This window comes from Acinetobacter higginsii, assembly GCF_000369845.1.
GTDB classification, from domain to species: Bacteria; Pseudomonadota; Gammaproteobacteria; order Pseudomonadales; family Moraxellaceae; genus Acinetobacter; species Acinetobacter higginsii.
On record NZ_KB850211.1, the window covers coordinates 945,026 to 971,643 of the forward strand.

General features: G+C 38.2%; 29 protein-coding genes and 1 pseudogene. 19 read left to right on the forward strand and 11 right to left on the reverse strand.

The window, feature by feature from the left end; all coding sequences use genetic code 11:
* The first annotated feature begins 99 nt into the window (after positions 1 to 99).
* The gene (gene ppk1, locus F885_RS15450; protein ID WP_005313940.1) at positions 100 to 2,178 is read left to right on the forward strand and encodes a polyphosphate kinase 1; all 2,079 of its coding nucleotides are present in this window, start codon (positions 100 to 102) and stop codon (positions 2,176 to 2,178) included.
* A gap of 81 nt (positions 2,179 to 2,259) precedes the next feature.
* On the opposite strand, the gene F885_RS15445 is transcribed toward ppk1, so the two are convergent.
* Positions 2,260 to 2,868: a TetR/AcrR family transcriptional regulator gene (locus F885_RS15445; RefSeq protein WP_005313944.1), complete on the reverse strand. Its 609-nt coding sequence runs from the start codon at positions 2,866 to 2,868 to the stop codon at positions 2,260 to 2,262.
* A gap of 256 nt (positions 2,869 to 3,124) precedes the next feature.
* On the opposite strand from F885_RS15445, the gene F885_RS15440 reads away from it, so the two are divergent.
* The 3 genes and pseudogenes from F885_RS15440 to F885_RS15430 all read left to right on the forward strand — a co-directional run.
* Positions 3,125 to 4,138 (forward strand): MBL fold metallo-hydrolase, encoded by a 1,014-nt coding sequence (locus F885_RS15440; protein ID WP_005313946.1) that lies wholly within the window; start codon positions 3,125 to 3,127, stop codon positions 4,136 to 4,138.
* Positions 4,139 to 4,153: 15 nt separating this feature from the next.
* Positions 4,154 to 4,525 carry a hypothetical protein gene (locus F885_RS15435; RefSeq protein ID WP_005313949.1) on the forward strand — a complete coding sequence of 124 codons (372 nt, stop codon included), beginning with the start codon at positions 4,154 to 4,156 and terminating at the stop codon, positions 4,523 to 4,525.
* A gap of 195 nt (positions 4,526 to 4,720) precedes the next feature.
* Positions 4,721 to 4,930, forward strand: a pseudogene (locus F885_RS15430) (hypothetical protein); the annotation flags it as partial.
* Between the two features lie 212 nt (positions 4,931 to 5,142).
* Here the strand turns inward: F885_RS15430 and F885_RS20995 are convergent.
* Positions 5,143 to 5,304, reverse strand: coding sequence for a hypothetical protein (locus tag F885_RS20995; protein WP_005313954.1), 162 nt, complete (start codon positions 5,302 to 5,304; stop codon positions 5,143 to 5,145).
* Positions 5,305 to 5,833: 529 nt separating this feature from the next.
* On the opposite strand from F885_RS20995, the gene F885_RS15425 reads away from it, so the two are divergent.
* Both F885_RS15425 and F885_RS15420 read left to right on the forward strand, forming a co-directional pair.
* Entirely contained in the window at positions 5,834 to 6,055 is a 222-nt protein-coding gene (locus F885_RS15425; protein WP_005313955.1) for a hypothetical protein, read from the forward strand.
* 114 nt (positions 6,056 to 6,169) lie between these two features.
* The gene (locus F885_RS15420; RefSeq protein WP_005313958.1) at positions 6,170 to 6,379 is read left to right on the forward strand and encodes a hypothetical protein; all 210 of its coding nucleotides are present in this window, start codon (positions 6,170 to 6,172) and stop codon (positions 6,377 to 6,379) included.
* Between the two features lie 232 nt (positions 6,380 to 6,611).
* Here the strand turns inward: F885_RS15420 and F885_RS21180 are convergent, their stop codons facing one another.
* Both F885_RS21180 and F885_RS15410 read right to left on the reverse strand, forming a co-directional pair.
* Entirely contained in the window at positions 6,612 to 6,791 is a 180-nt protein-coding gene (locus tag F885_RS21180) for a hypothetical protein (protein WP_004807103.1), read from the reverse strand.
* 405 nt (positions 6,792 to 7,196) lie between these two features.
* Positions 7,197 to 8,126: an LpxL/LpxP family acyltransferase gene (locus F885_RS15410; protein WP_032858961.1), complete on the reverse strand. Its 930-nt coding sequence runs from the start codon at positions 8,124 to 8,126 to the stop codon at positions 7,197 to 7,199.
* Positions 8,127 to 8,423: 297 nt separating this feature from the next.
* Between F885_RS15410 and F885_RS15405 the strand changes: the two genes are divergently transcribed.
* Entirely contained in the window at positions 8,424 to 9,062 is a 639-nt protein-coding gene (locus tag F885_RS15405) for a GNAT family N-acetyltransferase (RefSeq protein ID WP_005313962.1), read from the forward strand.
* A gap of 143 nt (positions 9,063 to 9,205) precedes the next feature.
* Here F885_RS15405 and F885_RS15400 read toward each other — a convergent pair whose 3' ends face one another.
* The 3 genes from F885_RS15400 to F885_RS15390 are packed head-to-tail and all read right to left on the reverse strand — an operon-like array spanning position 9,206 to position 11,710.
* Entirely contained in the window at positions 9,206 to 9,643 is a 438-nt protein-coding gene (locus F885_RS15400; RefSeq protein WP_005313964.1) for a DUF2147 domain-containing protein, read from the reverse strand.
* Positions 9,644 to 9,660: 17 nt separating this feature from the next.
* Positions 9,661 to 10,614, reverse strand: coding sequence for a fumarylacetoacetate hydrolase family protein (locus tag F885_RS15395; RefSeq protein ID WP_005313965.1), 954 nt, complete (start codon positions 10,612 to 10,614; stop codon positions 9,661 to 9,663).
* A gap of 16 nt (positions 10,615 to 10,630) precedes the next feature.
* On the reverse strand, positions 10,631 to 11,710 hold the full coding sequence (locus F885_RS15390) for an amidohydrolase family protein (protein WP_005313968.1): 1,080 nt from the start codon (positions 11,708 to 11,710) through the stop codon (positions 10,631 to 10,633).
* Positions 11,711 to 11,898: 188 nt separating this feature from the next.
* Here F885_RS15390 and F885_RS15385 point away from each other — a divergent pair, with 188 nt between their 5' ends.
* Positions 11,899 to 12,363: a DUF2147 domain-containing protein gene (locus F885_RS15385; protein ID WP_005313971.1), complete on the forward strand. Its 465-nt coding sequence runs from the start codon at positions 11,899 to 11,901 to the stop codon at positions 12,361 to 12,363.
* 53 nt (positions 12,364 to 12,416) lie between these two features.
* Here the strand turns inward: F885_RS15385 and F885_RS15380 are convergent, their stop codons facing one another.
* Positions 12,417 to 13,703, reverse strand: coding sequence for an OmpP1/FadL family transporter (locus tag F885_RS15380; protein WP_005313973.1), 1,287 nt, complete (start codon positions 13,701 to 13,703; stop codon positions 12,417 to 12,419).
* A 220-nt stretch (positions 13,704 to 13,923) separates the two neighbouring features.
* On the opposite strand from F885_RS15380, the gene F885_RS15375 reads away from it, so the two are divergent.
* The 10 genes from F885_RS15375 to F885_RS15330 all read left to right on the forward strand — a co-directional run bounded on the left by F885_RS15375 (position 13,924) and on the right by F885_RS15330 (position 23,855).
* Positions 13,924 to 14,784: an alpha/beta fold hydrolase gene (locus F885_RS15375; protein ID WP_005313976.1), complete on the forward strand. Its 861-nt coding sequence runs from the start codon at positions 13,924 to 13,926 to the stop codon at positions 14,782 to 14,784.
* Between the two features lie 12 nt (positions 14,785 to 14,796).
* Positions 14,797 to 15,801 carry a VOC family protein gene (locus F885_RS15370; protein ID WP_005313978.1) on the forward strand — a complete coding sequence of 335 codons (1,005 nt, stop codon included), beginning with the start codon at positions 14,797 to 14,799 and terminating at the stop codon, positions 15,799 to 15,801.
* A gap of 17 nt (positions 15,802 to 15,818) precedes the next feature.
* Positions 15,819 to 17,567, forward strand: a complete 1,749-nt coding sequence (gene mhpA, locus F885_RS15365; RefSeq protein ID WP_005313980.1) for a bifunctional 3-(3-hydroxy-phenyl)propionate/3-hydroxycinnamic acid hydroxylase MhpA — start codon at positions 15,819 to 15,821, stop codon at positions 17,565 to 17,567.
* Positions 17,564 to 18,355: a 2-keto-4-pentenoate hydratase gene (locus F885_RS15360; RefSeq protein ID WP_005313982.1), complete on the forward strand. Its 792-nt coding sequence runs from the start codon at positions 17,564 to 17,566 to the stop codon at positions 18,353 to 18,355. Before mhpA ends, F885_RS15360 begins: the two co-directional genes overlap by 4 nt.
* Before the next feature lie 8 nt (positions 18,356 to 18,363).
* Positions 18,364 to 19,332 carry an acetaldehyde dehydrogenase (acetylating) gene (locus F885_RS15355; protein ID WP_005313986.1) on the forward strand — a complete coding sequence of 323 codons (969 nt, stop codon included), beginning with the start codon at positions 18,364 to 18,366 and terminating at the stop codon, positions 19,330 to 19,332.
* A 3-nt stretch (positions 19,333 to 19,335) separates the two neighbouring features.
* On the forward strand, positions 19,336 to 20,364 hold the full coding sequence (gene dmpG, locus F885_RS15350; protein WP_005313992.1) for a 4-hydroxy-2-oxovalerate aldolase: 1,029 nt from the start codon (positions 19,336 to 19,338) through the stop codon (positions 20,362 to 20,364).
* A 4-nt stretch (positions 20,365 to 20,368) separates the two neighbouring features.
* On the forward strand, positions 20,369 to 21,217 hold the full coding sequence (locus F885_RS15345; RefSeq protein ID WP_005313996.1) for an SDR family oxidoreductase: 849 nt from the start codon (positions 20,369 to 20,371) through the stop codon (positions 21,215 to 21,217).
* 52 nt (positions 21,218 to 21,269) lie between these two features.
* Complete coding sequence (locus F885_RS15340; protein WP_005313999.1) at positions 21,270 to 22,097, forward strand: lysophospholipid acyltransferase family protein; 828 nt, start codon at positions 21,270 to 21,272, stop codon at positions 22,095 to 22,097.
* Between the two features lie 65 nt (positions 22,098 to 22,162).
* Complete coding sequence (locus F885_RS15335) at positions 22,163 to 22,777, forward strand: TetR/AcrR family transcriptional regulator (protein WP_005314005.1); 615 nt, start codon at positions 22,163 to 22,165, stop codon at positions 22,775 to 22,777.
* Between the two features lie 193 nt (positions 22,778 to 22,970).
* Positions 22,971 to 23,855, forward strand: a complete 885-nt coding sequence (locus F885_RS15330) for a LysR substrate-binding domain-containing protein (RefSeq protein WP_005314006.1) — start codon at positions 22,971 to 22,973, stop codon at positions 23,853 to 23,855.
* A gap of 76 nt (positions 23,856 to 23,931) precedes the next feature.
* On the opposite strand, the gene F885_RS15325 is transcribed toward F885_RS15330, so the two are convergent.
* Entirely contained in the window at positions 23,932 to 24,633 is a 702-nt protein-coding gene (locus F885_RS15325) for an SDR family oxidoreductase (RefSeq protein ID WP_005314007.1), read from the reverse strand.
* 405 nt (positions 24,634 to 25,038) lie between these two features.
* Between F885_RS15325 and F885_RS15320 the strand changes: the two genes are divergently transcribed.
* Positions 25,039 to 25,380 (forward strand): hypothetical protein, encoded by a 342-nt coding sequence (locus F885_RS15320; RefSeq protein WP_005314010.1) that lies wholly within the window; start codon positions 25,039 to 25,041, stop codon positions 25,378 to 25,380.
* A 17-nt stretch (positions 25,381 to 25,397) separates the two neighbouring features.
* Here F885_RS15320 and F885_RS15315 read toward each other — a convergent pair whose 3' ends face one another.
* Together F885_RS15315 and F885_RS15310 are read right to left on the reverse strand one after the other, a co-directional pair.
* A complete protein-coding gene (locus F885_RS15315; protein WP_005314024.1) occupies positions 25,398 to 25,634 on the reverse strand; it encodes a VF530 family protein in 237 nt (78 codons plus the stop codon).
* A gap of 380 nt (positions 25,635 to 26,014) precedes the next feature.
* A complete protein-coding gene (locus tag F885_RS15310; protein ID WP_005314028.1) occupies positions 26,015 to 26,494 on the reverse strand; it encodes a MarR family winged helix-turn-helix transcriptional regulator in 480 nt (159 codons plus the stop codon).
* Positions 26,495 to 26,618 lie beyond the last annotated feature (124 nt).

Below are 26,618 nucleotides of genomic sequence, written 5' to 3' on the forward strand. Positions count from 1 at the left end.
CATTAATCTGCAATGTAATCGGCACAAAATAAACAATGGAAAAATTTACGTCTAATCACGTATTAGAAAAATCACTTTTTATAAAATATAGAGTAACTCATGACTTCTATGCATGCACTTACAAATGGTCAGGAACACTGTTTGGAAACTTATATAAATCGAGAGTTATCATTATTAGAGTTTCATAAACGAGTGCTTGCACAGGCAAAAGATGATGGGCATCCACTACTGGAACGCCTTAATTTCTTAATTATTTTTTCTCGTAATCTGGATGAGTTTTTTGAAATCCGTGTTGCCAGCCTAATACAACAAATGAATTTGTCGACTCAGACGATAGGGCCCGAAGGGACCGCTCTCACGGACGTATTACAACAAATTTCTAAAGTCGTTCATGAAGCAGTAGAACAACAATATGAAATATTAAACCATTCCATTCTCCCTCAATTGCAAGGTCATGGAGTTCATTACATCCAGTATGCTGACATCCTAGAAAAGCATAAGGCATGGATTAAAGATTATTTTTTTAATGAAGTACAACCTGTTGTCACACCGATTAGTTTAGATCCTGCACACCCATTCCCTCGATTGGTTAATAAAAGTCTGAATTTTATTGTGACCTTAGAAGGAAAAGATGCATTTGGACGAGAAATTGATTTAGCTATCGTACCGGCACCGAGATCTTTACCTCGATTGGTCAAATTACCACATCAAATTTCAGGTAATTCAGAACATTACATTTTACTCTCTGCGATTATTCAGGAACATATAGCGGATTTGTTCCCGGGGATGAAAGCAACGGGATGCTATCAATTTCGTGTCACACGTAATGCCGATTTAACCGTATCAGAAGATGTTGAAGACTTGGCGATTGCGCTCAAAGGAGAATTATCAGCAAGACGTTTTGGACGCGCCGTTCGATTAGAAGTCAATAAGAACTGTCCTGAGCATATCGCTGATTATCTATTGGAACAATTTGAGTTAGAAAAAGAACATTTATATTTTGTTGATGGTCCTGTCAATCTGGCTCGTTTCATTTCCAATTTCGATTTACCAGAATTACGATTCCAACCTTACCAACAAAAAATCCCAAAAGCGCTCTATACCAAAAAGCCAATTTTTGATGTGCTGCAAGCAGGCGATGTATTGTTACATCATCCATTTGATAGCTTTGCCCCTGTGATCAAACTGCTCAGAGACGCAGCCTATGATCCCAAAGTACTTGCAATTAAACAAACGTTGTATCGGAGTGGTGCAGACTCTGAGATTGTCAAAATTCTTGCAGAAGCAGCAAGAAATGGCAAAGAAGTAACAGCCGTTATTGAATTAAGAGCGCGTTTTGATGAGGAATCAAATATTGAAGTAGCCAATGTACTTCAAGAAGCGGGTGCAGTCGTTGTATACGGGATTGTTGGTTATAAAACCCATGCCAAAATGATTCTGGTGGTACGTAGAGAACAAGATAGAATCAAACGATATGTGCATTTAGGTACTGGAAACTATCACGCGACCAATGCAAAAATTTATACCGATTATGGCCTATTAACCAGTGATGATGAGATTTGTGAGGATGTACATAAAGTTTTTCAGGAGTTAACAGGAATGGGGAAAATGGCAAAATTAAAAAAACTTTTCCATGCTCCATTCACCTTACATTCCCAACTTATCGAATTAATACAACAGGAAATTGAAAATAGTAAAGCGGGTAAAAAAGCGCAGATCATAATCAAGGTAAATGCATTGACTGAACCTCAACTGATTAATGCACTTTATAAAGCATCGCAGGCAGGTGTGCAAATTGATTTGATTATTCGTTCAATTTGTTGTTTAAGACCACAAGTGAAAGGGCTTTCAGAAAATATTAGAGTCCGCTCAATCGTAGGACGTTATTTAGAACATACTCGTGTTTATTATTTTTACAACGATGGTGAAGTTAAGTTGTACTGTGCCAGCGCGGACTGGATGGGGCGGAATCTGTTCTCTCGAATTGAATGTTGTTTCCCAATTGAAGATAAAAAGCTAAAAAAACTCATTATTGAAGATGGCTTAAAGAATTATTTGAAAGACAATTGCAGAGCATGGGAGCTTAAAGCAGATGGAACGTGGTTACAATGCCAGCCGAAACAAGATCAATCAGTGCATATCGCGCAAAGATATTTGATGGATAGAGAGGTTGGGTGAGTATTACTGAGTCACTGAATTGTGATGAAGCTAATTTAAAAACAACTGGCAAGAGCATATAAGCACCTATATCTGATCGATTCAAATTTTAGTCAGATAATGATATATCGATTGGATAATGGCGTTTCTTAGCTCTTGTGGCTTCACATTGACTGGTGGTTCAAGCATTGCTGCATGAATGAGTGACTCTAATAATTGTAAGATCATCCAAACAATGAGCGGTTTATTTTTTTCTACGATCTCCTCTTGATGTAATTCAACTAAACGGAAGATTTCTTGTCGAATCCCAGTTTCATCTTCAACTCTATTGATATCAAAGAAAGGGAGTTTCTTTTCAAGCAATTTGTGCAACTCAGGTTCAAATGAATGGGCAGCAATAACACCATCAACCAAAGACTCGATTCGCTGTTTTAAAGTTTGGGCATTTTGGTTATTAATCACAGTCCGCAGAAGATCTCCAATGTGCTGCGTATGCTTTTTATGCAATGCTACAATGAGTGAGTCTTTATTGGGAAAGTATTGATATAACGAACCGATACTAATACCAGCGCGCTCTGCAACTAAATTCGTATTAAATTTTGCATAATCCATTTCCTTCAAAATTTCTGCTGCACTTTGTAAAATTGCATCGACAGTCACTTTTGATCGGCCTTGGCTAGGTGCTTTTCTCGGTTTGAGCGCTGATTTCATGATAATAAGTAGACAGCCTAAATGTGAGCATTAACTCACTTTTATCAGCGACGATCAATATAATTGCTACCTAAAAATATGAGTAATATCTAAACCATCTACAAATACACAATAGAGATGAATTTTAATTAATTGATTTTATTTAATTTACATTCAGCTCTTCGACCATGGCTAAATGCGAGTATCTAATGCGAGCTTTTACTCATATTATGAATTCATCCTATGACTTCTTCAAATTATTGAGGAAACTGAAACAATGAAGATCAAACAATTTCTCACTTTTTCCCTCATTGCATTAAGCGGTTTTAATGCTTATGCAAATAGCCAGATTCCAGAGAGTCGTACTCAGTACCAGCTCACGGCTGCACCAATTGTCCAAGTAGAAAAGAAACATCAAATTGCCTCTGGGGTATGGCTTATCCCAGACCCATATATTAATTATGTACCTAACATTGGAATCATTGAGGGAAAGGATGCCATCCTCGTTATTGATACGGGTATGGGCCAAAGCAATGGTCAAAATGTCTATCAAGTGGCGAAAGACATTGCTCAAAACCGAAAGATTTATCTTACAACCACCCATTTTCATCCAGAGCATCAGTTTGGAGCTTCTGAATTCAAAGACGCGACCTATATCATTAACAAAAAACAAAATGATGAGTTAATCAATAAAGGCGAAAATTACCTAAAAATGTTTCGAGCTTTTGGGCAGATCGAAAAAAATGCACTTGAAAATGTAAAGCTCCGTTATGCAGATCAAACTTATACAAATCGGCAAGTCCTAGATTTGGGAGGCCGACTGGTTACACTACAACAGATGCCTGCACACACTCGTGGTGATCAAATTATTTATGATCAGCGTTCTGGTGTCGTTTTTATGGGAGATCTATACGAGAGAGAGTTCTATCCGATCATGCCTGATGAGGACTCGAAAGGGAGTCAATGGATTAAGGTGATTCAACAAACAATTGATATGAAGCCAAAGATTGTTGTACCTGGCCACGGCAAGCTTTCAACAGTTAAAGATTTACAAGAATTTAAGCAACATATGCTTCGAGTAAAAAGCTTGGTTAAACAGCAAATTGATTTAGGGCTTAACCAAAATCAGATTATTAAAAAGATATCACCTACGATTTATAGAGAATATCCTCAGTGGAATAATAGGGTGTTTCTCCCATTCCAGATTGCAAATTTTTATGCCGAGCTTACAAAACAATCAATCGTGTTACCTAGCTTAGTTAACGAACTTCAGTCTGATCCTGCTAAATAATTTTGGGAGTATGGCATGGAATTAAATTTAGAAAATTTCCCGATAGTGGAAGTGAGTCATCTTCATCAAGGTAGTTTAGCTGAATTTATACAGCAGTTAGATCAGTTGCTACAGCGCAATCAACCTTTCGTATTAATCCGAGATCTAAAAACCAAATTTAATGAACCATCGCCATCACAAGTACAATGGAAACAGACCATTCAGTGGATCAAAGCAAATGCACAAGCATTATCCATCGTGAAAGGGTGGATTGAGATTGCGGAAGAAAAAGTTGATCCCATGTTTTTAGATCGGGATCAAAAAATCTGGAAAATATCGTTCTACCAAGTCCAAACGCAAGAAGAAGCAATCCTGCTGAGTCAGAAGTTATTGTCTTCAACGTTTTAGAATGATTTCTAGAAAAAGACCGAGGAAGATAAATAGATTCTTCACTTGGTCTAAAGCTCTCATTTAGTTTTCAATAATGTTCTTTAGCCATTCACGAACGCCACTTTCAATGTCTGGTGGCATTTGGTCTTTAATCTCTACTTCTAGACCTTCAATAATGACATTGCATTTATGGAAACATTCGACTCCACTTTTTTTGCTGATGATACAAATGGTTATGCTCAAAGTAGCAGCTCAGATATATCAGCCAATGAAAAAGTACAGCAGACATGGATCAATTTTATATATTCTCCCGTAACACCAATTGACCTGGGTCTAGAATATATAAATGCTCAGCGCGAAACCTTTGCTGGTGAAAAATATCGCGATAACCGTATTGGAATTATGGCTAAGTATACGTTTTAATTTTAATCCGTCGTTCTTAGCTATCTTTAAATTAAAATAGCCCCTCAGATCTGAGAGGCTATTTCTATCTTCTTTAATCAATGAATGCAATTAAGCAACTAGATAAATCAAAGTGATAAAAGTAATGAATAGTAAATAAATCAGTGCACTGATTTATCCTCTATATGAACAGCACCTCAATATAAATATCTTAAGATACTGATAATCATAATTTATTTATTATTTGGGTCTGGCTCTTGTGAATCCTCTAGTTTTGATGAGTCTTCTGGTTTTGGAGTAGGTTGAGGGGTGTTTACCTGAGTATGTTCATTTGCTTGTAATAGTGGTGATTGATCATGGGTCGCTTTTTTAGAAAACTCTTTAAAATCAGACATTTTTATCTTCTTTGTTTCGTTATGGAAACCTCATACTACGCTGTTATTTTACTTACACTACAGCAGCTTTAAGAGCGATTTGTAGGGATATGTAGATGAATCAAAGAATATATCTATGAAATATTTCTTAAATAAAATCAAATAAATATTACTTGTTGATTGCTATCGCTTAAAAACTATTACTAGACCTCAAGAATTTCAAGGGCAAGTACACAAAGATCACAAATCTTATTTTTAAATAAATCCAATTACTCAGGTGTGATATTTATTGAAAAGTATTTCTAGCGAAGAAAGCAAGAAAGCTATCTTGTCTGATGATTTGTCGTAATTCGCTCACAGTCAGTTGAGTAGCTCACTCAATTGCTCAAAGAGGCTAAGCGAATGTTGCAGATCAAGCTGGATAATGCATTGGGGTAACCAACCACATCTTGCCTATTGAAGCTAAACTAAGACCTCGCCAAAGCTCTACATAAACAGCCCGATAAAGCAGATGTATATATGATAAGGTGAGCATTCAATCTGAGTGGTGATGATATTGAAATTATGTATTGGTGGTGATTTAGATGGAATGACGGTAGATTTGAATAAAAAAAACTTTAAAGCTGGAGAGATCGACAGTAAAAAGTCTTCAGAGTACGTTAAGCAGATTTATGTAAAAAACGATAGAGTCTACAGCTTTTGGATCTGTCAGGATTTGAGTGCCGATGAGGTGACAAGTCGCGTTGCGGATATTCTTGGTAAGTTAACGTAGTTAATTAATTGCTGAACTTGTTCTGGAATTTCATTAGTTACTGCTGTTAATAATTTAACGTTTGTATATATGTGCAGCTAGGCATACTATGATTGATTAAATTGGAGCATATTGATGCTAAAAGACATTATAATTATTGATTTCCAAGGTAAAGAAAGAAGGGCGCAAGCAAGCTACACCGAAGTAAAGACAACTAATACAATTCAATCAACTCGGGGGCAGAGTCCCAAAGTTGAATATATTTTGATAAAAGGTGAGATTATTTACCCGACATTGAATTGGGTTTTTAATAGCTCTGATGGTAATAGCTATTATATCGAGTAAAACATGACCCGCTTTGGCGGGTTTTTTAATGGGTAAATTTTATGAACGAAATCAGTTTTGTGACTCAGCCCGCATATCCACAAAATAGATTTTTGCTTCAGATCCTCTAAGCTGTGATCACTAAGCGTTAACCTTAAAAAATAGAAGTTAACTGATCGTACCTTCTATCTATTAGAATATTCGCTGAGTTGGATCAGAGTATCCATCTGGGGTATGTGATATTAACGCTTTGCTATTTATTACAATAAATAGCCCGAATTCCATCAATAACATGCTCATATCGCAACAGCGTATACTGAGAATTATTCTCAAAAAATTTCCAAAACTCCATAATTGGGTTAGAAAATTCTTGATGTGTGAAGTCCTTTTGAAGTTCAGGTTGTTTTTTTATTATCTTAAACCCGATAAACATGTCGTATCCTTACTTTGTTAGGAATCTATACTAACTTAAACTCAAGTAAAAGTATGTCTAATCTCTCAAATATCGACAAGTAGAGTGTAGCCTAAGCTTATATTGCTATTAGACAAGCTCTAAATGCGGTGAGGCAGAGAGAAAACATACCTAGAATCTGGTCCATAGACTAATTTTAATCTGGTGATGGTCTACTTGCTCATTTCAGCAAAATTCCAAGCCATGGTTTTCAAGTTTCGAATGAAGACCAATGTGTTTTTTCTATTCTTAACCAAGGTAAAAGATCACAAGTTGCTTTTACCAGACTGTCATTTAATTAGTTTGGATCAGTGAAAAAGCTCACGTTATGTGAGCTTTTTTGTTTTCTTATAAAATTTAAATCTTTTGATGTATTAGATTAGAAAATTAATACAGGCTTTTTTCACCTTTGGGCCGAGTTTTGAATCTACGATGGAACCACATATATTGCGTAGGATACATTTTTATTTGGTTCTCAATCACAAGATTGACTCGTGTTGCATCCTCAACTTCACAGTCACTTGGAAAATTTTGCAAAGCAGGCTCTAGCAAAATATGGTATTGGGGGTTACGAATGTCACCAGTGCGATAAAAAAATAAAGGAATTGCCGCTGCTTTGGTAATTTTAATTAACCGTCTATGTGCTGTTACTGTTGCTGCTTGTATATTGAAGAAAGGAGCCATCACCCCTTGTTTAAGTCCAAAATCCTGATCTGGACTATACCAAATAGCATGTCCATGCTTTAAACTTGAGATCAATCCTTTCATATCATCTTTAGAAATCTGATTCTGATAAATTGTAGCTCTACATCGACTAATAAGCATATCTAAGAGAGGATTATTTTGAGGACGATAGACAACATCAAGTTCAAAAAAACGACCACAAATATAGCCACCTGCATCTAATAAAGTAGAGTGTGTTCCTAAGAGTAGAACGCCATTTTCTTTAGCATTTTTAAGATGCTCTAAACCGTGAATATGCATCTTTTTTTGAAACCAACGAGGGCTGTACCAAGCATTCAATGCTTCAAAGAGTCCCAACATCATATTGAAAAAGACTTGTTTTGCATCTGCTTGTATTTCTTGTTCGCTTTTCTCAGGAAAACACAGTTCAAGATTCCTAATCGTTGTTTTGCGTCTAGATTTCAGCGCTTTCCAGGCAAGTGTCGAGAGGATATTTGCGAGTCGCCACTGTATCGCCCATGGAAGAATTGCAAACATCATTAAAAGAATTAAAGCCATCCATATTCCCCAATACTTAGGCAATAGAAATGACCAGTGAAACTTTCCTGCCCTAAATTTCCGTGTATACGTCATAGCAGCTGTTTCTTAAGAAAAACTGATCAGCCTAACATAAGTAAATTAGTTTTATTGATTTATTTAAATAGAGATCATTACGCTAAATCACGTACTGTACTTTCATCGTTGCGTTGCTAACACAAGTTCTAAAGATTGGTTGCTACTGACCTAGGCAGAAAATTCATGTGATGTCTTGTAATTGGCAGGATAGGCTATACTTCTTGTAAGACCTTCACAGTTACTTGGCACAGATGCCAGCAATATTGTATATCCCTAAAAGATCAATTTTTTATTGAAATTAAATGAGTGAGAGTAATGAGTAGTAATGTCCCTTTAGAATATGAAGTGGTAGATGAATTAACTGATAGTGATTTGGACAAAATAAATCAGATGATCGTTTCTACTTGGGATTATAACTCATGGGTGCCTGAAAAGAATGTAAGACCTATGGCAGAATTTTTTTTGGGTGAGGTGATCATAAGCTCCTCGCGCATTTTTGTGATGCGTGATAAAGACGAAATTATTGGAGTAATTGCTGCATCAATCATAAATAACATTAGACAGAAGGCTAATGCGAAAATAAGAAAATATAGAGCTCTACAGGAAATAATCTCAGACAAAAGAGAAGAAGTTTTTGAACATTATCTGGATACATTGATATTAAATGAAAAATTACTTCTTGAAAGTGGTAAAACCTTTGCTGCGTCCTTGAATTTTTTTATCTTAGATGAACGATATCAAGGTTTAGGAATAGGCAATAAATTGTATTCTCTTTTTATTGATTATCTGCAAGATAATAAAATTAAAGACTTTTTTCTTTTCACTGATAACAGTTCAAACTTTCAGTTCTATGAAAGAAAAGGATTATTAAAGATCGCAGAAGAGAAATATAGTTGGGGTGGAGATGTTGAAGATGCAGAATTGTATTACCTATACGAAGGACAAGTAAAATGACGAATGGAAAGGTTTATATACAATTGATAAAAGCTTTGATTTAAATCAATCAGGTGTAAATCATTGCTTACATTCGAACAAATGTATTTCTGGATTAAACTTATTGTTTAATCCAGAAATAAGAAAATTCTAATTTCTTCAAATTATTTAACTTTATACCAAGTCTGACTTCTACCAAGCGCAGAAATACCAATGTAACCACGACCGCTGAGCTTCTTGCCGTCAGGAGATAGGGCGGCATTAAAGCTGTAGGTTTTACCTGTCTTTGGATCTAAGATTGATCCATTGGTATATTTGTTTTCACCTGAACTTTTTAAATTTTTGACAATCGTCAGACCAACTAATGATTTATTTTGGTAGGCTCCTTCGCACTTAGTACATTTATTCGCTTCACTAGGAACCAGAATTTTTTCGATAGTCGCTGATAGAGCACCATTTTTATCTTCATTAAATCTTACAAGAGCTCTTGGTTGATTGGTTTCATCATCAATCGTTTTCCATACCGTACCATTGAGCTGGTCAGATGCGTATGACTGAACAGGATGGGCTGCAAATAAACATAAAAACAAATATTTTTTCATAACAATGGATTCTCTACTTAACAAACAGTATGTTTTTGATAGCCTAAATTGATTTTGCCATCACTACTAAAAATATGAGATTCAATCTGATCACCAATTTTCAGATATTGGGAACGTCTGGACTGGCTTTTGTTGAACAATTGCCATTTAAGCTTCTCAGGTAAAAGCGCCGTCATTTTTATCAGTGTTGTCGATGGTAATCCAAGTGCACATCCAGATGGGGTACCTGTCATCAGTACATCACCCACTTCAAAATTAGTAATCTGAGAGAATTCGGTCAGTGTCTCAGCGGGTTTAAAGACTAGATTCTCAGTAGAGTCTTGTTGGCGGACTTCACCATTTACTTTCAGGCTAAGTTGTAGTTTGTTGAGATAATGCATTTCTGCCTTACTCAATAAACACAATACAGGACCAAGCGGACAGAAAGTACGATAGCTTTTTCCTTTATAAAATTGCATTTGTGGAATCTGTATGTCACGCGCTGAAACATCATTACCAATACAGATACCTGCAATATATTCATGTAAATTTTCTGTAGTGACGGTGATACTATCTTGCGTTTTTTTCCCTAGGACTAGTGTTAATTCAATTTCATAGTCTAATAAATCAACATGGTTTGGTTTTTCAATCCATCCAGTTGGACCATGAAGCGATGCCAATGATTTGGTAAAAAACATATTAAATGACTGGGTATCAGGATTGATTCCCGAATCAAGCATATGTTGGCGATAATTCGCACCCTGACATAATATTTGAGATGGATTGGTAATTGGGCTCAGTAATTTCACGTTAGCAAGTAAGTATTTTTCTTTACTTTCCGTTGCCAATTTTGCCAGTTGGAGTATGCCACATTGAATGATTTCCTGAGTGCTTTCAAAGTCATGCTGAAAGGAAATAATTTCATCATTCTGAATGAGTCCCCAACGTTTTTTCTGTTGAGCATCAATAAAATGAACAATATGTAAAGCCATAACAAATATCCCAATTTTATTTTGAGCGTTTCTTTTCTGCGATAGCGATAATCGGCTGAGTCATCCAACGTTTAAATTTATTGCCGAAAGATTCTTGTTGATAAATTGGGCGCGGACTGACTTCTTCATTTGCTTTTTTGTATTGAGGGAACAAACTAAGCGCATTTCCTCTTTGAATTTTATAATGATCGGCTTCATTAAAAATGCTTAATTCGCCAAGGGTCTGTACTTGCATATGTGACACTGGTGCAGGTGCAAATGGAAAATCACTACCAAATAAAATTCTTTCAGTCCCTACGAGTTCTTTTAATGCTGACATGGCGTAAGGAGATGGTGATAACGCAGTATCAAAATAAAAACGCTTGATATAGGTCATGATCCCTTGTGGCGCATTTTTATTCATTTCAGTCATTAGGTTGCCTAACGAGACTCGCCATGCAATATAAGGTAGGAAACCGCCTGCATGAGCTAAAATAAACTGGATATCTGGAAAGCGTTCCATCACACCAGAAGTAATCAGGTTGACTGCTGCGCGTGTGGTATCAGGTAAAAATTCTAGAATAAATCCAGGCGTAGTCAATCCTAGATTTTCACTGGTCTCATGCAGATTGGGATGAATAAAAACAATCGCTTTACGTTTGTTGAGTTCAAACATGAGTTCTTCAAAGCGACTGTCACCAAGAAAAATACCATTGGTACTTCCCAATAAGACAATGCCATCCGCTTTCAGGACTTCTAATGCATATATTGCTTCAGCACAAGCTTCTTGAGTCAATGGCATTGGGAGAACAGCAAAGAATCCAAACCTGTTTGGAAAGTTTTGACGCATTTCAGCCGTATATTCATTGCATTGACGAGCCAAGCTGCATGCTTCTTGAACGTCTCCGAAATAAACGCCTGGTGCAGATAAGGAGACAAGCGCAGTTTCCGTTCCAATCTGATCCATAATTTCAATCGATTGTGATGGTGTCCAGACAGGTAAGGGAGCACCCGCGACTTTGTCGATGCCTTTATTCAGCATTGCCTCTCTAAAAACTGGAGGAACAATGTGATGATGCACGTCAATTCTTCCTTGCTGAAATATTGTATTTGTCATATCTGATCCTCAGCCGAGCTGTTCGTTTTTAGTTGCTAGTATTTCTAGACAACAAAATGTCAATATGCTTATATTAGATCAATAGTGGTTAAAATTGAACAATAGTGTTTAATATTTTTGTATTATTTTAATTGCGAATACGTTTAGTTTTTTGAAAAGATAATTTTAACGAGCGGGGGAAAACGTTTATGAAGTCAATAGGGATCATTTTTATCCAGATTTTTCTATTCAATATTTTTATAGCAAATACATGGGCTCAAGATATTACGGGGATGTGGAAGGCAATTGATGATAAAAGTGGTTATGCAAGAGCCAAAGTCAATATTTATGAAAGCAAAGATGGTCAATATGAAGGGAAAATTGAAGAAATATATCCTCTACCGGGCCACAGTACAGCGTTTACAGATAAATGTTTTAGATGCAAGGGGGAGCTAAAAGATGTTCCTTTAAAAGGGATGAAGATTCTGTATGGATTCAAAAAAAATATGAATAGACCAGATGAGTATCATGATGGTCATGTCATTGATCCGATGAGCGGTAATATTTATAAAGGTAAAATTAAAATCAGTGCTAGTGGTACTAGAATGATTTTAAGAGGATATATTGGTACTTCAGCCTTAGGTCGAAGTCAGGTTTGGATGAAAGTAGACTAAAGTTTGACGGCCCAAGCCAACATGATCTTATGATGTCGACTTGGGCTATGTAATTAAAATTTATAATTTAACTGAAGTGAAAAAATATCTGCGTCAGTGTCAAAAGAACCAGTGAGTGTTTGCATCGTTGGTTTACCTGCTACAACAGTTGGACTTTCAATTGTTGCTTCATTTGCGAATATATGTGAATAGCCAACATCTATGCCTAGGTTCTGTGTGACTTGAAAACCTGCACCTAAAGAAACCCAGATTCTATCGGTATCTGGAAATCGAACCGTTCGGTCAGAGGATGACTCAACCACAGATTGATCATAGGCCATACCGAATCGGAGTTGTGTTGACGGTGTAATTTGATAGAGAGCACCGATACTTGATCTTAAACCATCTTTAAAGTTGAGTTGCTCCTCGTATACGACAGCATTATTGTTAGGATTTACTGCACTAAAAGCAGGAAGAACTGACCAATCATACCAAGTGAGTTCTGCAAGCGCAGTCCATTGTGGTGTAAAACGATAGGCGCCTGCCAAGCTCGCACTTTGTGGCATTTTAATCTCGACGGTCGCTGGATTAACCAATTTTGCAGCTGGTGTTGTGACGGTGAGAGAACCATCCAGTTTTAAACTTGTTTCAGAACGATAGGTCAAACCTATGTCTAGATTTTCTGTAGGTTTTAAAAAGAACCCGATATTTCCTGCCCAGCCATGTCCATCACCTTTTAATTCGCCTTGAGCATCACCTAAATAAACGGGTGGATTGGTATTGATCAGTGGAGCAGCCTTTCTGGTAAGGGTGGCATCAAAATCGAGATAGTTTAATCCCAATCCAATCATGAGCTGAGGGTTAATCTCATAAGCCAATGAAGTATTCACATTAACACCAGTGACTTCAGTTTTTAGCCCTTTATAACGGCCAACAAAATCCTCATCCCATTCTCCTTTGTTTCCGTATAACGGAGACACACTCATCCCCACAGCAAAAGGTTGCTCACTTCGATACACATATTGAGCACTAGGCACGGCAAATTTTCGTTCAATACTGGCTTCTACACTCCCAGTTGGAACGATAGGTGAAATTGATGTGTTTTTTTCCCCTTTAAAATCCGTTTGTGCATCAACATATGATGCTGAACCTGATAAGTAATGGCCTGAACTTAAACCCATCATCGCAGCTGGGTTATAGGCGACCACACTCGCATTTTGTGCAAGCGCTGATGAACCGGCAAAAGCATAGCCAACGCCAGCGGCAGTCTGAGTATCGACAAAAACACCAGATGCGTAAGTTAAAGAAACAGGGCTTAAAGCAATAAGAAATATGAATTTTGATTTAAGTGGTCCGATCACAACAGTATCCTTGAAATTTACATGAATATAAAATATTAAACAAAAGTGTTCAAAAATCAATTGCTATGTAAAAATTATATTTTTTAGGGTTTTTAACGAATAATTTTTTATAAAAATTATATCTGACTGAAATATATAGATTTTAATTAAATGAACAAATATTGATTAATTTGAACAGTTATGTTCAAATTGATTATATAAAGTATTTGAGAAAGAAAAAATGACGAACACTCATACATTGACATCCCAAGTGGTGAAATTTGGTCAGAGACAGATTTTCTTAAGTGAACAGGGTGAAGGTTTCCCGATTCTTATGTTGCATGGTGGTGGTCCAGGTGCTTCAGGGCTATCTAACTACTCCAAGAATATTGATGCATTGGCAGAAAAATATCGCGTTCTCATCCCAGATATGCAGGGTTATGGACAGTCTTCAAAGGGAGTGAATCGTGATGATCCGTTTGGAGATTTAGCAGATGCAATGTTGGGCTTATTGGATCAATTAAAAATCAAGCAAGTCCATATTATTGGCAATTCTCTTGGTGGTGCATGTGGCTTACGCATGGCACTAGAACATCCAGAGCGAGTTGCAAGCTTGATTCTTATGGGACCTGGCGGAATTAATACCACCAAAGGTCTACCGACTAAAGGTTTGAACTGCTTATTAAATTACTACGGTGGCAAAGGACCGAGTATGGATAAGCTCAGGACCTTTATCCGTGAATACTTGGTCTTTGATGGCAGTCAGGTGCCTGAAAGTGTCATCCGTGAACGCTTCCAAGCCAGTATTGATCCAGACGTGGTTGCAGCACCGCCATTAAGACGACCTACAGGATTGAAAGGTGCTATTCGTATGGACTTCACTCGTGATTCACGACTTAAAAAATGCAAAGTTCCAACCTTGGTGGTTTGGGGTGCGAATGATTTAGTGAACCGTCCGAGTGGTGCACTGACTTTGCAGAAAATCATGCCAAATTGTGATGTTTATTTATTTGCTAATACAGGTCACTGGGTGCAGTGGGAAAGGGCGAACGAATTTAACCAGTTGAGTCTAGATTTCTTTGCTAGACAGAGCAATGTTTGAAAAGGTGAGTATATGAATAGCACCGCAGTAGATCAGGATATTTTTGGTTCAGTACGCATGGGTTATGCGGTAATTGAATCCAATAAATTAAAAGAATGGAAAACTTTTCTGCAACAAGGTTTGGGTCTGCATTTTAATGCAGGTCCAAAATTAATCAATGAACTCAGCTTTCGCATGGACGATCATGCCAAACGCCTGATAGTGCAAAAGGGAAAGTTAGAAGATTTTGTCGCACTAGGTTGGCAGGTTAAAGATCAAAAAACGTTAGACATTATTCTTGGTCGCTTGGCTGAACGTGATATTGCCGTTGAGAAAAGTACGCAGGCTGAGGCTGAGCAAAGAGGCGTTAAACAGTTTTGGCGAATCGTTGGTCCTAAAAAACAGAATATCGAGCTGTTTGTTGAAGCTAACTTGAGTGATGAACCCTTAAATATGTTGACCTCGAGCTTTGTGACAGGTGATGCAGGCATGGGACATGTGGCGATTACCTCACGAAAGCCTTTGAAGATGCAGCGGTTTTGGCAGGAAATCTTTGATGCAAGATTGAGTGACCAGATTGAGCAAGTCATTAGTGGTGTAACACTAGATGTAACTTTCTTACGTCTAAATGAACGTCATCATTCAGTTGCGATCGCTACGACCAGAGAAGTCGCTCTAGATCCAATTCGCACTAAAGTGCAACACATGAATCTACAAGGTGCTTCTTTAGATGACTTATCTAATGCCTTTCAACGATGTAAGCAGCTTGGTTATGAAATGGCGCATGAGATTGGGCAGCATCCAAACGACAAGGAATTGTCCTTTTATGTGATTAGTCCATCAGGTTTTGAAATTGAGTTTGGCTGGGCTCCATTGGTTGTAGATGAAAGCACATGGAAACCGACCAAGTATTTTGCAATTAGTTCTTGGGGACACAAGCCCGAGAATCCAAGCAAGCTGTATATGCTCTCAACCAATTTAAATAATTTGAAACAGGGAATCTCAACTGTGATTCATCCTGAATATTCACCCATCTAGTTTTAGAGGTTCTAAACATGACAGGTCAGAAAATTAAAAAAACGACATCACAAAATGTAGATGTGGTTATTGCAGGTCTAGGACCAACTGGATTGGTGTTGGCTCATATTTTAGGAAAGCGCGGACATCAGGTCGTGGTGTTGGAACGAGAACCTGTGTTTTATGGCAATGCTCGTGCTGTGTATACCGATGATGAATGCATGCGTATTTTTCAGTCGATAGATATGGCTGAAGAGCTGCAAAAAGATATGTTGTTGGATACGCCTGTACAACTTGTTCGTCCAGACGGCGCTGTGATTGCACAATACAAGCCGCTAAAACGTCCATTTGGTTGGTCGGTGGTGAATTTTTATTATCAGCCGTATTTGGAAACATCTTTAACCAATGCCTTAGAAAAATATCCAAATGTTAAAATTTTGCGTGGACGTGAACTGATTAATTTTAATCAGGATGCAGATAGCGTGACGGTGATTCATCAAGCCACACAAATTTATCGTTTTAGTGATGAGTCAGATGTCAAAACCGAAGCACAGGGTGATAGTGATATTCAGCAAGTCACCGCTCGTTATTTGGTCGGTTCAGATGGTGGACGTAGTACCGTTCGTGCCAAACTTGGCATTGAAATGTCAGGGAAAAACTTCCCAGAGCCGTGGCTGGTGGTGGATTTAAAGCAAAAAGACCGCAATAAAGGCTTACGTCACTTACCTTATTTTAATTTTGTGGTAGATCCCGATTTGCCAGTAGTGAGCTGTGTACAGCCAGATGGTTTCCATCGCTTTGAGTTTATGCTGAAAAAAGGTCAAACCAAAGAATATATGGAACAACCTGAAACAGTACGTATGTTGTTATCCAAATTTGTCAATCCTGATGACTTCGAAGTAAAACGTAAACTGGTCTATACCTTTAATGCTTTGGTTGCTAATCAATGGCGAGATAAACGTGTACTTTTGGCAGGTGATGCTGCACATATGACCCCACAATTTATGGGGCAAGGCGCAAGCTCAGGGATCCGTGATGCAGGCAATTTAGGCTGGAAACTCAGTGCGGTACTCAATGGTCAAGCTGGAGACAAATTATTAGATAGCTATGAAAGTGAGCGTCATGATCATGCCAAGGCAATGATTCAGGGTTCTGTCTTATTAAAAGATCTTGTTTCAATGACCAATCCAGTGATTGGGAAAATCCGTGATGGTGTAATTAAAGGCGTACTTTCTACCCCAAAATTAAAAGAATGGGGACAAGAAGGTGGGTTCAAACCAAAACCTATTTATACCAAAGGACAATATTTCGGTTTAGCACGTAAACATCGTTTAAGCCCTGAAGGTGGCTTATCTCCGCAGCCTATTGTCCGTGGTTTTGATGGTCGTCCTGTACTTTTAGATTCTCTATTAGGTGAGAACTATTCTTTGATTGGGTTATCAGTGGATCCAACATCAGGTTTATCAGACACATCTAAACAAGTCTTAGAACAAATTGGCTGTAAATTTATCACTCTATATCCATATTCTGGTCGACCTCAAGGCCATATCAATAGAGATTTAAATCCTGATGTGCTTGAAGTGGAAGATATTGATGGCGATATGGTGTGTTGGTTTAAAAAGGCATGTAAGACATCGCAATCCATTGCAATATTACGTCCTGATAAATTTACATTTGCTGTTGTTGATCAAGTCGAAATTAATTCGACCATACAGCAGTTAAAGCATCAATTGGATTTAACTGCTGATAAAACTGGTTCTCACACAATTGGCGGGGTGAATATATGACGATTAATGATCAAGAACGTTTAAATTCTGCGGCTTTGGCATTGCGCCACGCTAGACAATCAGGTCAAACAGTTGGGCAAATATCTGAATCACATCATATTTCTGGTTTAGATGAGGCTTATGCTGTTGCACAAATTAATAGTGATTATAAGGTCAGCCAAGGTGCAAGAATTATCGGCAAGAAAGTTGGTTTAACCTCAAAAGCAGTGCAACAACAGCTTGGTGTGGATCAGCCTGATTTCGGGATTTTATTCGATGATATGGAATACCTAGATGGTGACACCGTTCCTGTCAGCCAACTTATGCAGCCTAAAATTGAGGCTGAAATTGCTTTTATTGTTGGGCGAGATCTTGTTGGGCCAATGCCATCGTGGGGAGAGTTCATATCCGCATTGGCTTATGCCTTACCCGCTTTAGAAATCGTCGATAGCGCGATTCATAACTGGAAAATCACGTTAGAAGACACGGTAGCCGATAACGCATCTTGTGGTTTGTTTGTTCTAGGGAATCAGCCGATCGAAATAGGCAGCTTAAATCTAGCAAAAGTAAAAATGGAACTTGAACACAATAAAGTTGTGGCATCAAAAGGTAATGGAGCCGCGTGTTTAGGTCATCCTTTAAAAGCTGCTTGGTGGTTGGCCCGTACCATGTGTGAAAAAGGGATTGGTTTAAAAGCTGGTGAGGTCATTTTATCTGGTGCGCTAGGACCAATGGTCAATGTACAAGCTGGTGATAACGTGACCGCCTATATTGGCCGTCTTGGTTCAGTCAGTTGCAAATTGGTGTAGGGGAAAACATGAATAGTCAAGCAAACAATAAAATCAAGGCTGCGATTATTGGTAGCGGCAATATTGGCAGCGACCTCATGATCAAAATGTTACGTTATGGTGAGCATCTTGAAATTGCCGTAATGGTCGGTATCGACCCTGAATCAGATGGTTTAGCCCGTGCCAAACGCATGAATGTTGCCACTACCCATCAGGGTGTACAAGGACTAATAGATTTACCTGAATTTAAAGACATTGATATTGTATTTGATGCAACCTCTGCTGGGGCACATATCAAAAATGATGCCTTATTAAGACAACATAAGCCGAATATTCGTATGGTGGATTTAACTCCTGCGGCAATTGGTCCTTATTGCGTTCCTGTGGTGAATCTGGAACAACACATTGATCAGCCCAATGTAAACATGGTGACTTGTGGTGGACAGGCGACTATTCCAATGGTTGCTGCAGTCTCGAAAATTGCTAAAGTTCATTATGCTGAAATTGTGGCGTCTATTTCCAGTAAATCGGCAGGGCCAGGCACACGAGCAAATATTGATGAATTTACCGAAACCACATCAAAGGCACTGGAAACAGTTGGTGGTGCAACAAAAGGCAAGGCGATTATTGTCCTCAATCCAGCCGAACCGCCATTATTGATGCGTGATACGGTGTATGTGCTGTCTGAAGCTGCGGATCAGGCTACGGTTGAAGCCTCGGTTGAGCAGATGGTGGCTGAGGTTCAAAAATATGTTGCTGGCTATCGCTTAAAACAAAAAGTCCAGTTTGAGGTAATTCCTGAATCTGCCCCACTCAATATTGCAGGATTAGGGAAATTTTCTGGGCTAAAAACCAGTGTGTTTTTAGAAGTTGAGGGCGCTGCGCATTACCTACCTGCCTATGCCGGAAATCTGGATATTATGACTTCGGCAGCGTTGGCAACAGGCGAGAAAATGGCGGCATCGCTCCAGTCACAACGTGCATCGGATGAGGGCTAAGAGATGGATATGATCAAAAAATTATATATTTCCGATGTGACTTTGCGTGATGGCAGTCATGCAGTCCGCCATCAATACTCCATTCAAAATGTGCAAGAAATTGCCAAAGCGTTAGATGAAGCAAGAGTAGACAGTATTGAAATTGCGCATGGTGATGGATTACAGGGTTCAAGCTTTAACTATGGTTTTGGCGCACATACAGATCTGGAATGGATTGAGGCTGCTGCGGATGTACTCAACCATGCAAAAATTGCGACTTTATTGCTGCCTGGTATTGGTACCATCCATGATCTTAAAGCTGCTTATAACGCGGGTGCTCGAGTTGTTCGTGTGGCAACACATTGTACTGAAGCTGATATTTCCAAGCAGCATATAGAACATGCCAGAGAATTGGGCATGGACACCGTGGGCTTCCTGATGATGAGCCACATGACCACGCCTGAAGCATTAGCACAACAGGGTAAAATGATGGAGTCTTACGGTGCACAATGTATCTATGTCGTAGATTCGGGTGGTGCGATGTCGATGAGTGATATTCGTGCACGCTTCAGAGCGATGAAAGATGTTCTAAAGCCTGAAACACAAACAGGAATACATGCGCACCATAATTTAAGTTTAGGTGTTGCGAACTCTATTGTTGCTGTTGAAGAGGGCTGTGATCGTATTGATGCAAGCCTTGCAGGTATGGGGGCAGGTGCTGGCAATGCTCCGTTGGAAGTTTTCATTGCTGCTGCTGAACGTTTAGGTTGGCATCATGGTACTGATTTATTTACGTTAATGAATGCTGCTGATGAATTAGTAAGACCATTGCAAGATCGCCCAGTACGTGTAGATCGTGAAACACTTGCATTAGGGTATGCAGGGGTATATTCAAGCTTCTTGCGTCATGCCGAGATAGCTTCTAAACGTTACGGCCTAAATACCGTTGATATTTTAGTGGAACTGGGTCGTCGTCGTATGGTGGGTGGGCAGGAAGATATGATTGTCGATGTCGCTTTAGACCTTCTAAAAAAACAGCAACAGGCAGGATAACAGCATGTCTCAATTTAAATTAAATGGCAAAGTCGCTTTAATTACAGGTGCAAACTCAGGTATAGGCGCAGTCACGGCAAGAGAATTAGCACTACAAGGCTATCATGTCTTTTTAGCGTGTCGCTCTCAAAAGAAAGCACAAGCTGTACTTCAAGAAATCCAAAGTCTTAGTTTTGGACGAGCAAAGGCGGAATTTATAGAGTTAGATCTAGCTGATTTAGACTCTGTACGTCAGTGTGCGGCACAATTTCTTTCCAGAAACTTAGCCTTGCATTTACTCATTGCCAATGCCGGCTTGGCTGGTCAAAGAGGTATGACACAATCGGGCTTTGAACTCACATTCGGCGTTTGCCATGTTGGACATTTTCTACTCACCCAATTGCTCACTGAAAAATTGATTGAATCAAAACCCGCACGAGTAATCGTAGTTTCAAGTAAGGCGCACCGTCATGCTCAAGGTATTGATTTCAATGCTGTGTTGAAATCAACCAAGAGTTTTGGTGGCTTGAAAGAGTATGGAGTGGCCAAACTTGCAAATATTCTTTTTGTGAAAGAACTCGGTCGTCGTTTATATGGTACAGGCGTCACAGCCTATGCCATACATCCTGGTGTGGTTTCAACTAATGTCTGGCGAGGTTTGCCAGAATCATTAGTGAAGTTAATCCGTCGCTTTATGATTAGCCCTGAAGAGGGAGCAAAAACAACACTTTATTGTGCAACCCAGCCACAGCTTGCTGGTGATACGGGGTTCTATTATGAAGATTGTAAAGTCAAAGTTTCTTCACATGCTGCTCAGAATATAAATTTAGCCAATGAGCTATGGGAAAAAAGCCTAAATTGGGCAAAACAATAAACCAAGTTTTAAGAATACAGGGACGTCTTCTTAATTTGATGAGGAGAATAAAATGGATAACTTTGTACCCCCAAAAGAAAATTATGGCAAATGGGGACGTGATTTAGAACGTTGGTATTTTGATCCAGTCTTTTTAAACTCGGATCAACTCAATATGTCAAAACCTGCGTTATTTGTTGGAAATCATACCTTGTATGGTCTTTTGGATGTGCCATTGTTTGTTGAACATATACGGGAGCAACATGGTATTCACTTACGATCTTTAGGGGATCGTATGCATTTTCATATTCCAGTATGGAAAGACATACTCACAAAAGGTGGTATGGTCTTAGGTTCGCCAGAAAACTGTCATGCCCTGATGGAGGGGGGACAGTCAATCATTGTATTTCCTGGTGGTGCACGTGAAGTTATGCGTAGGAAAGGGGAAAAATATCAACTGATTTGGAAAAAGCGAACAGGCTTTGCCCGCCTAGCAATAGAACATGGTTACGATATTATTCCCTTTGCTTCTGTTGGAGCAGATGACTGCTTTGATATCGTTGTAGATGCTAATGATATCCAGAATAATTCAACAGCCCAAAAAGTATTATCTGCATTCAAACTCAATGATAAATTGAGAGGTGGGGACATTTTGCCTCCCTTACCAACAGGTGTGGGTTATTTACCAATCCCTAAACCTCAACGTTTTTATTTTAGTTTTGGGGAGCGAATATCTACTTTGGATGTTACGCAGGATGAACAAGCTATATGGGGTATTCGTGAGCAAGTTGCGCAATCCATTGAAAAGCAAATCTCAGAACTAAAAGAATACAGATCAACCGATAAAAAGGAGAACTGGAGCTGGTTACGTAAGAAACTCACAAAAAGTTTTGATGAATAGTATAATTTGTATAATAATAGTCAAAATTGTTCAAATAAAGCATTCTTGTTCAAAAGGTTTAAATTGTGCGTTTATCTTCATCACAGCAAAGAATTCATAAAACAGCATTAAAACTTTTTGCTGAAAAAGGTTCTACGAATATTAGTATAAGTGAGCTCGCTTCAGCTTCTGGTGTGGCTCGTGGCACTATTTATAATAATCAGCTAGATCCTGATACTTTGTTTGAAGACATTGCATCTCAGCTCGCTGAAGAGATGAATGCACGTGTTATTAAAACACTAGGAAATGAATCAGATTCGGCTATCCGTCTTGCGACGGGTATTCGTATGTATGTTCGTAGAGCACATGAAGAGTCTGATTGGGGGCGATTTATATGCCGCTTTGCTTTTAGTTCAAAATCACTAATGGCCTTATGGTCAAGTAGTGATTCACCATTGCCAGATGTAATGGCCGGTTTAGACAGTAAGCGATATACATTCCGTGAAGATCAACTACTTTCCATTATGTCTTTGATCGCAGGTTCAGTTTTAACATCTATTTTTCTCGTATTAGAAGGACATAAAACTTGGAGAGATGCAGGTACTGAAATTGCGGAGTTATTGCTATACGCAATGGGCGTAGATCGTGATGAAGCCTATGAGATTGCAAGAAGGGAATTACCACCTTTATTAGAGCTATAACGATTGCATTAAAAATTAAATGTCTATCATCAGATAACCTTCTAGATAGCAGTTTAAGTTGGTAAAAAATATTAATGATGTGGAGCATCCTAAAAGGAATTAAAAACGCTCTTATTTATTAAAAATAATCTAATGGCTTATATCCAATTCACAAAAAAATTAGAGTGTAGAAAAACTACTTGCTTATGTGTTTATGGTATCACGTAGAAAACTTCCATCTTTAAATGCTTTACGTGCATTTGAAACAGCGGGCCGAAAGTTAAGTTTTCGCGCTGCTGCTGATGAGTTGGGAGTGACTCAAGGTGCAATCGCTCAGCAGGTTCGAGCATTAGAAGATCATCTAAAGGTTATTTTATTTCAACGGCTTCCTCGGGGACTATCCTTGACGCCTGAAGGAACAAAGTATTTGGTCGATATAACTCGTGCCTTTGATATTCTGACTGAGTCAACAGAATCACTATTAGAGCAGCCAGATCGTGTAACTATAAGTGTGACACCAACGATTGCGACCAAAATGTTAATCCCTCGATTAGGTGATTTACATGCAGTACTGCCTGATATCAATTTATGCACGCTTGCAACTGAGGTTGTGTCAGACTTCGATCGTGATCAGGTTGATATCGCGATAAGGCTCACCCAGAAATCATTTCCAGAAAATCTAGAAACACGATTATTGTTTCATCAAGAGCTTATTGCGGTAGCAAGTCCTGATTTTATTCAGAATTTAACCCTTCCTTTGAAACTTGAACAGTTGATCAACATGCCTCTACTACACGATGCCCATGATCATTGGCCAAATTTTCTGAACACGAATACGAAATTATCTGGAGCAGTCTTTAATCAAACTACGCTAGCATTAGATGCTGCTTTGTCTGGGCAAGGGGTTGCTTTAGCATGCCGAGCATTTGTGGATGCTGATATTCAATCAGGAAAACTCGTACAAGTAACTTCGGATACAAAAACTATGGAACCAAGTTATTATCTTGTCAGAAAAAAAACCTCACATTGCAATAGCACAGTCGATAAAATTTGGCAGTGGTGTATCGAATATTTAGGTACGAAGCAAAAATTAAAATAGATAATTATTTGTGATTGTTTGGTCAGTTCTAATCTTGAAGGGATAATTTATCCCTTCAAATTTTGATTAAAAGTCATTATACAGAACGAGTTAAACCACCATCTACACGGATATTTTGTCCTGTAATATAAGCCGCGCCATCCGACGCAAGGAAAGCAACTGTAGCTGCAATTTCTTCTGTTGAACCATATCGTTTCATTGGAACGCTTTGAGTGCGTTCATCTGTTTTTGGTAGGCTATCAATCCACCCAGGTAAGACATTATTAATACGAATATTATCAACAGCATATGTGTCTGCACAAATCTTAGTAAAAGCTGCTAATCCAGAACGGGCAACGGCAGACGTTGGAAATAGTGAACTAGGCTCAAAAGTCCATGCACTGGAAATATTAACAATCACGCCGTGTTTTTGTTGTTGCATGATAGGAATCACTAAGCGAATAGGGCGTACAGCATTGAGAAAATAAGTATCTATACCATCATGCCAATCTTGATCTGTTAATTCTAAAATTCCTTTGCGTGGGCCATGTCCAGCACTGTTAACTAAAACATCTATACGTCCCCAACGAGCAAGCGTTTCATCAATAAGGCGTTGTATATCATCTATTGATTGATTAGATCCAGTAACACCTAAGCCATTCAGTTGATTCGCAAGGATTTCACCTTTGCCTGATGAAGATAGAATTGCAACTTTGTATCCATCTGCTGCTAGTTTTTTTGCAACAGCTGCGCCCATACCACTTCCTGCAGCCGTAACAATAGCGACTTTCTCAGTCATGATTTTTACCTCTTAATGTCATTCGGAATATGAAAGAGTTAACTAAGTTCAAAATAATATTAAAGTTCAACAGTGTGCCGAGCAAACGATAAATTTTCGTTAAAGCCAGTAGAAAATCTACAGGCTTGATTCGTAATCAAATCAAGTAAAAATGGGACATCCTAAAAAACAAGCGAAACAGGTCTAAACTAAAAGGCAGTATCATAGATATAGAAAGATTTTTAGGTATTATTCTTTATGCTAAATCGACAGGATTGTATTTCATTTAAACAAGGCTCAAGCCACGCAAATGAAAACTATGTGTAATCCTGAATATGTGCTGTTACAACATGTGTAAATTGCTAGATTCTCTCATGAGATTGTTCCAGTATAGATTTAGACACTCGAATTTTCAGGACAATGATCATGGCAATAAGACATCGTATATTATTAAAATATCTTGCTATTTTAGGTTTTGTGGCAAGCTCATCCGTGATGAGCAGCATAACTTTCGCAAGTTCTGAGCAGGCATGGAACAAACATGATCAGGAAATAAAAGCGGCTTGTATAAAAGCGAGTCAACTTAAAAATGCCAAGACAGTGAGCAGTGTCATGCTGTTTGATGATCGTGTTGGATATTCGGCACTCCTGATTGAAGGAAAATATCCTCAAGCACATATGAAAAATAAAACAGGGCAAGAGCTTTGTTTATGGAACAAGACATCGAAGAAAGCTTATTTAACTGAAACAAACATGAAAGCACACTGAAATCATAGCTTTGATAGCTACAGTCTCTGTTTGGCTTTTTGGCGTAAGACATACAAATATAAACTTTCTACTTTTTCACGTGCCCATGGTGTGGTACGTAAGAATCGCAACGATGACTTAACACTTGGATCTATACAAAAACATCTAATTTCAATTTTACGACTTAAGCCTTCAAAGCCACCGTAATAATCCAATAACTCATCCAAAATATCAGCAAGTTTTTTGCCGTGTAGAGGGTCATTGGAGGCGTTCATAATAGATCAACTATATTTGGGGAGACCATCATTATAACCTGAACTCGTTGAAAAATGAGAGGGTTAGCATTTAAGCGTAATTAACGATGTGTGCTGAAATAGCAGGAGACATTCTCTTGGGAAATTCTAGGCAGCCGAGTTGTAAAAATTTTCTGCCATTTGATTTGGTGTCTTAAAATCTAGACCTTTCTTTTTATGTTATGCAATGAGAACCCAAAGTCAGCAACGTGCATCTCTATGATCATAATTCACGTTGCTGGGCTTTCGATTTTATTAAAAAAATCAAGTTATTAAAATATATTTTATTTATATTGATAACTTACTCTCCTAGTGGAATAGACAGAGAAAGTAATTTTAAGAAGATAAATATATTTTTTTTATTATTTTGTCAGATACTTTCGGCTAGATGCCTCATTCATTGCAGCTATATTTTGATTTAATTTATTTAGAATAAGTATGAATTGTTCTATTTCATCTTTTGATAGCGGTTTAAGCATTTCTTGTTCACGATCAAGTGCAATATCAATGACTTGATTATGTAAGTTTACTCCTTTTTCCGAAAGCTCAACAAAAGTAGCTCGACGATCATTTTCATCAGTACTCAAGCATAAGTAGCCTTCTTTTTCTAATCGATTAATTGAACGACTAACAGTGGCTTTATCAAGCCCAATCACTTCAGATACACGTTTAGCAACAATTGGATGTTCTACAGCCAATAGAGACACGATACGCCATTCCGTCACACTGATGTCAAACAATTCAGAATAAATCTGAGTTGAACCTGTCGAAATTTTATTGACAAGAAAAGTGACTAGAGCAGGTGTATAGCGAGCTAAATCTAATTTTTTTTGAATTTTCATACTAGGAACGCATTGAATTTTTGATGATTTTAACAAGAAAAAAGAAATTATGAAAAAATTAGTTGCGAATGCAACTAATTTGAGCTTATGATAATTTTAACAACAATATGCACTATGCAAGGAT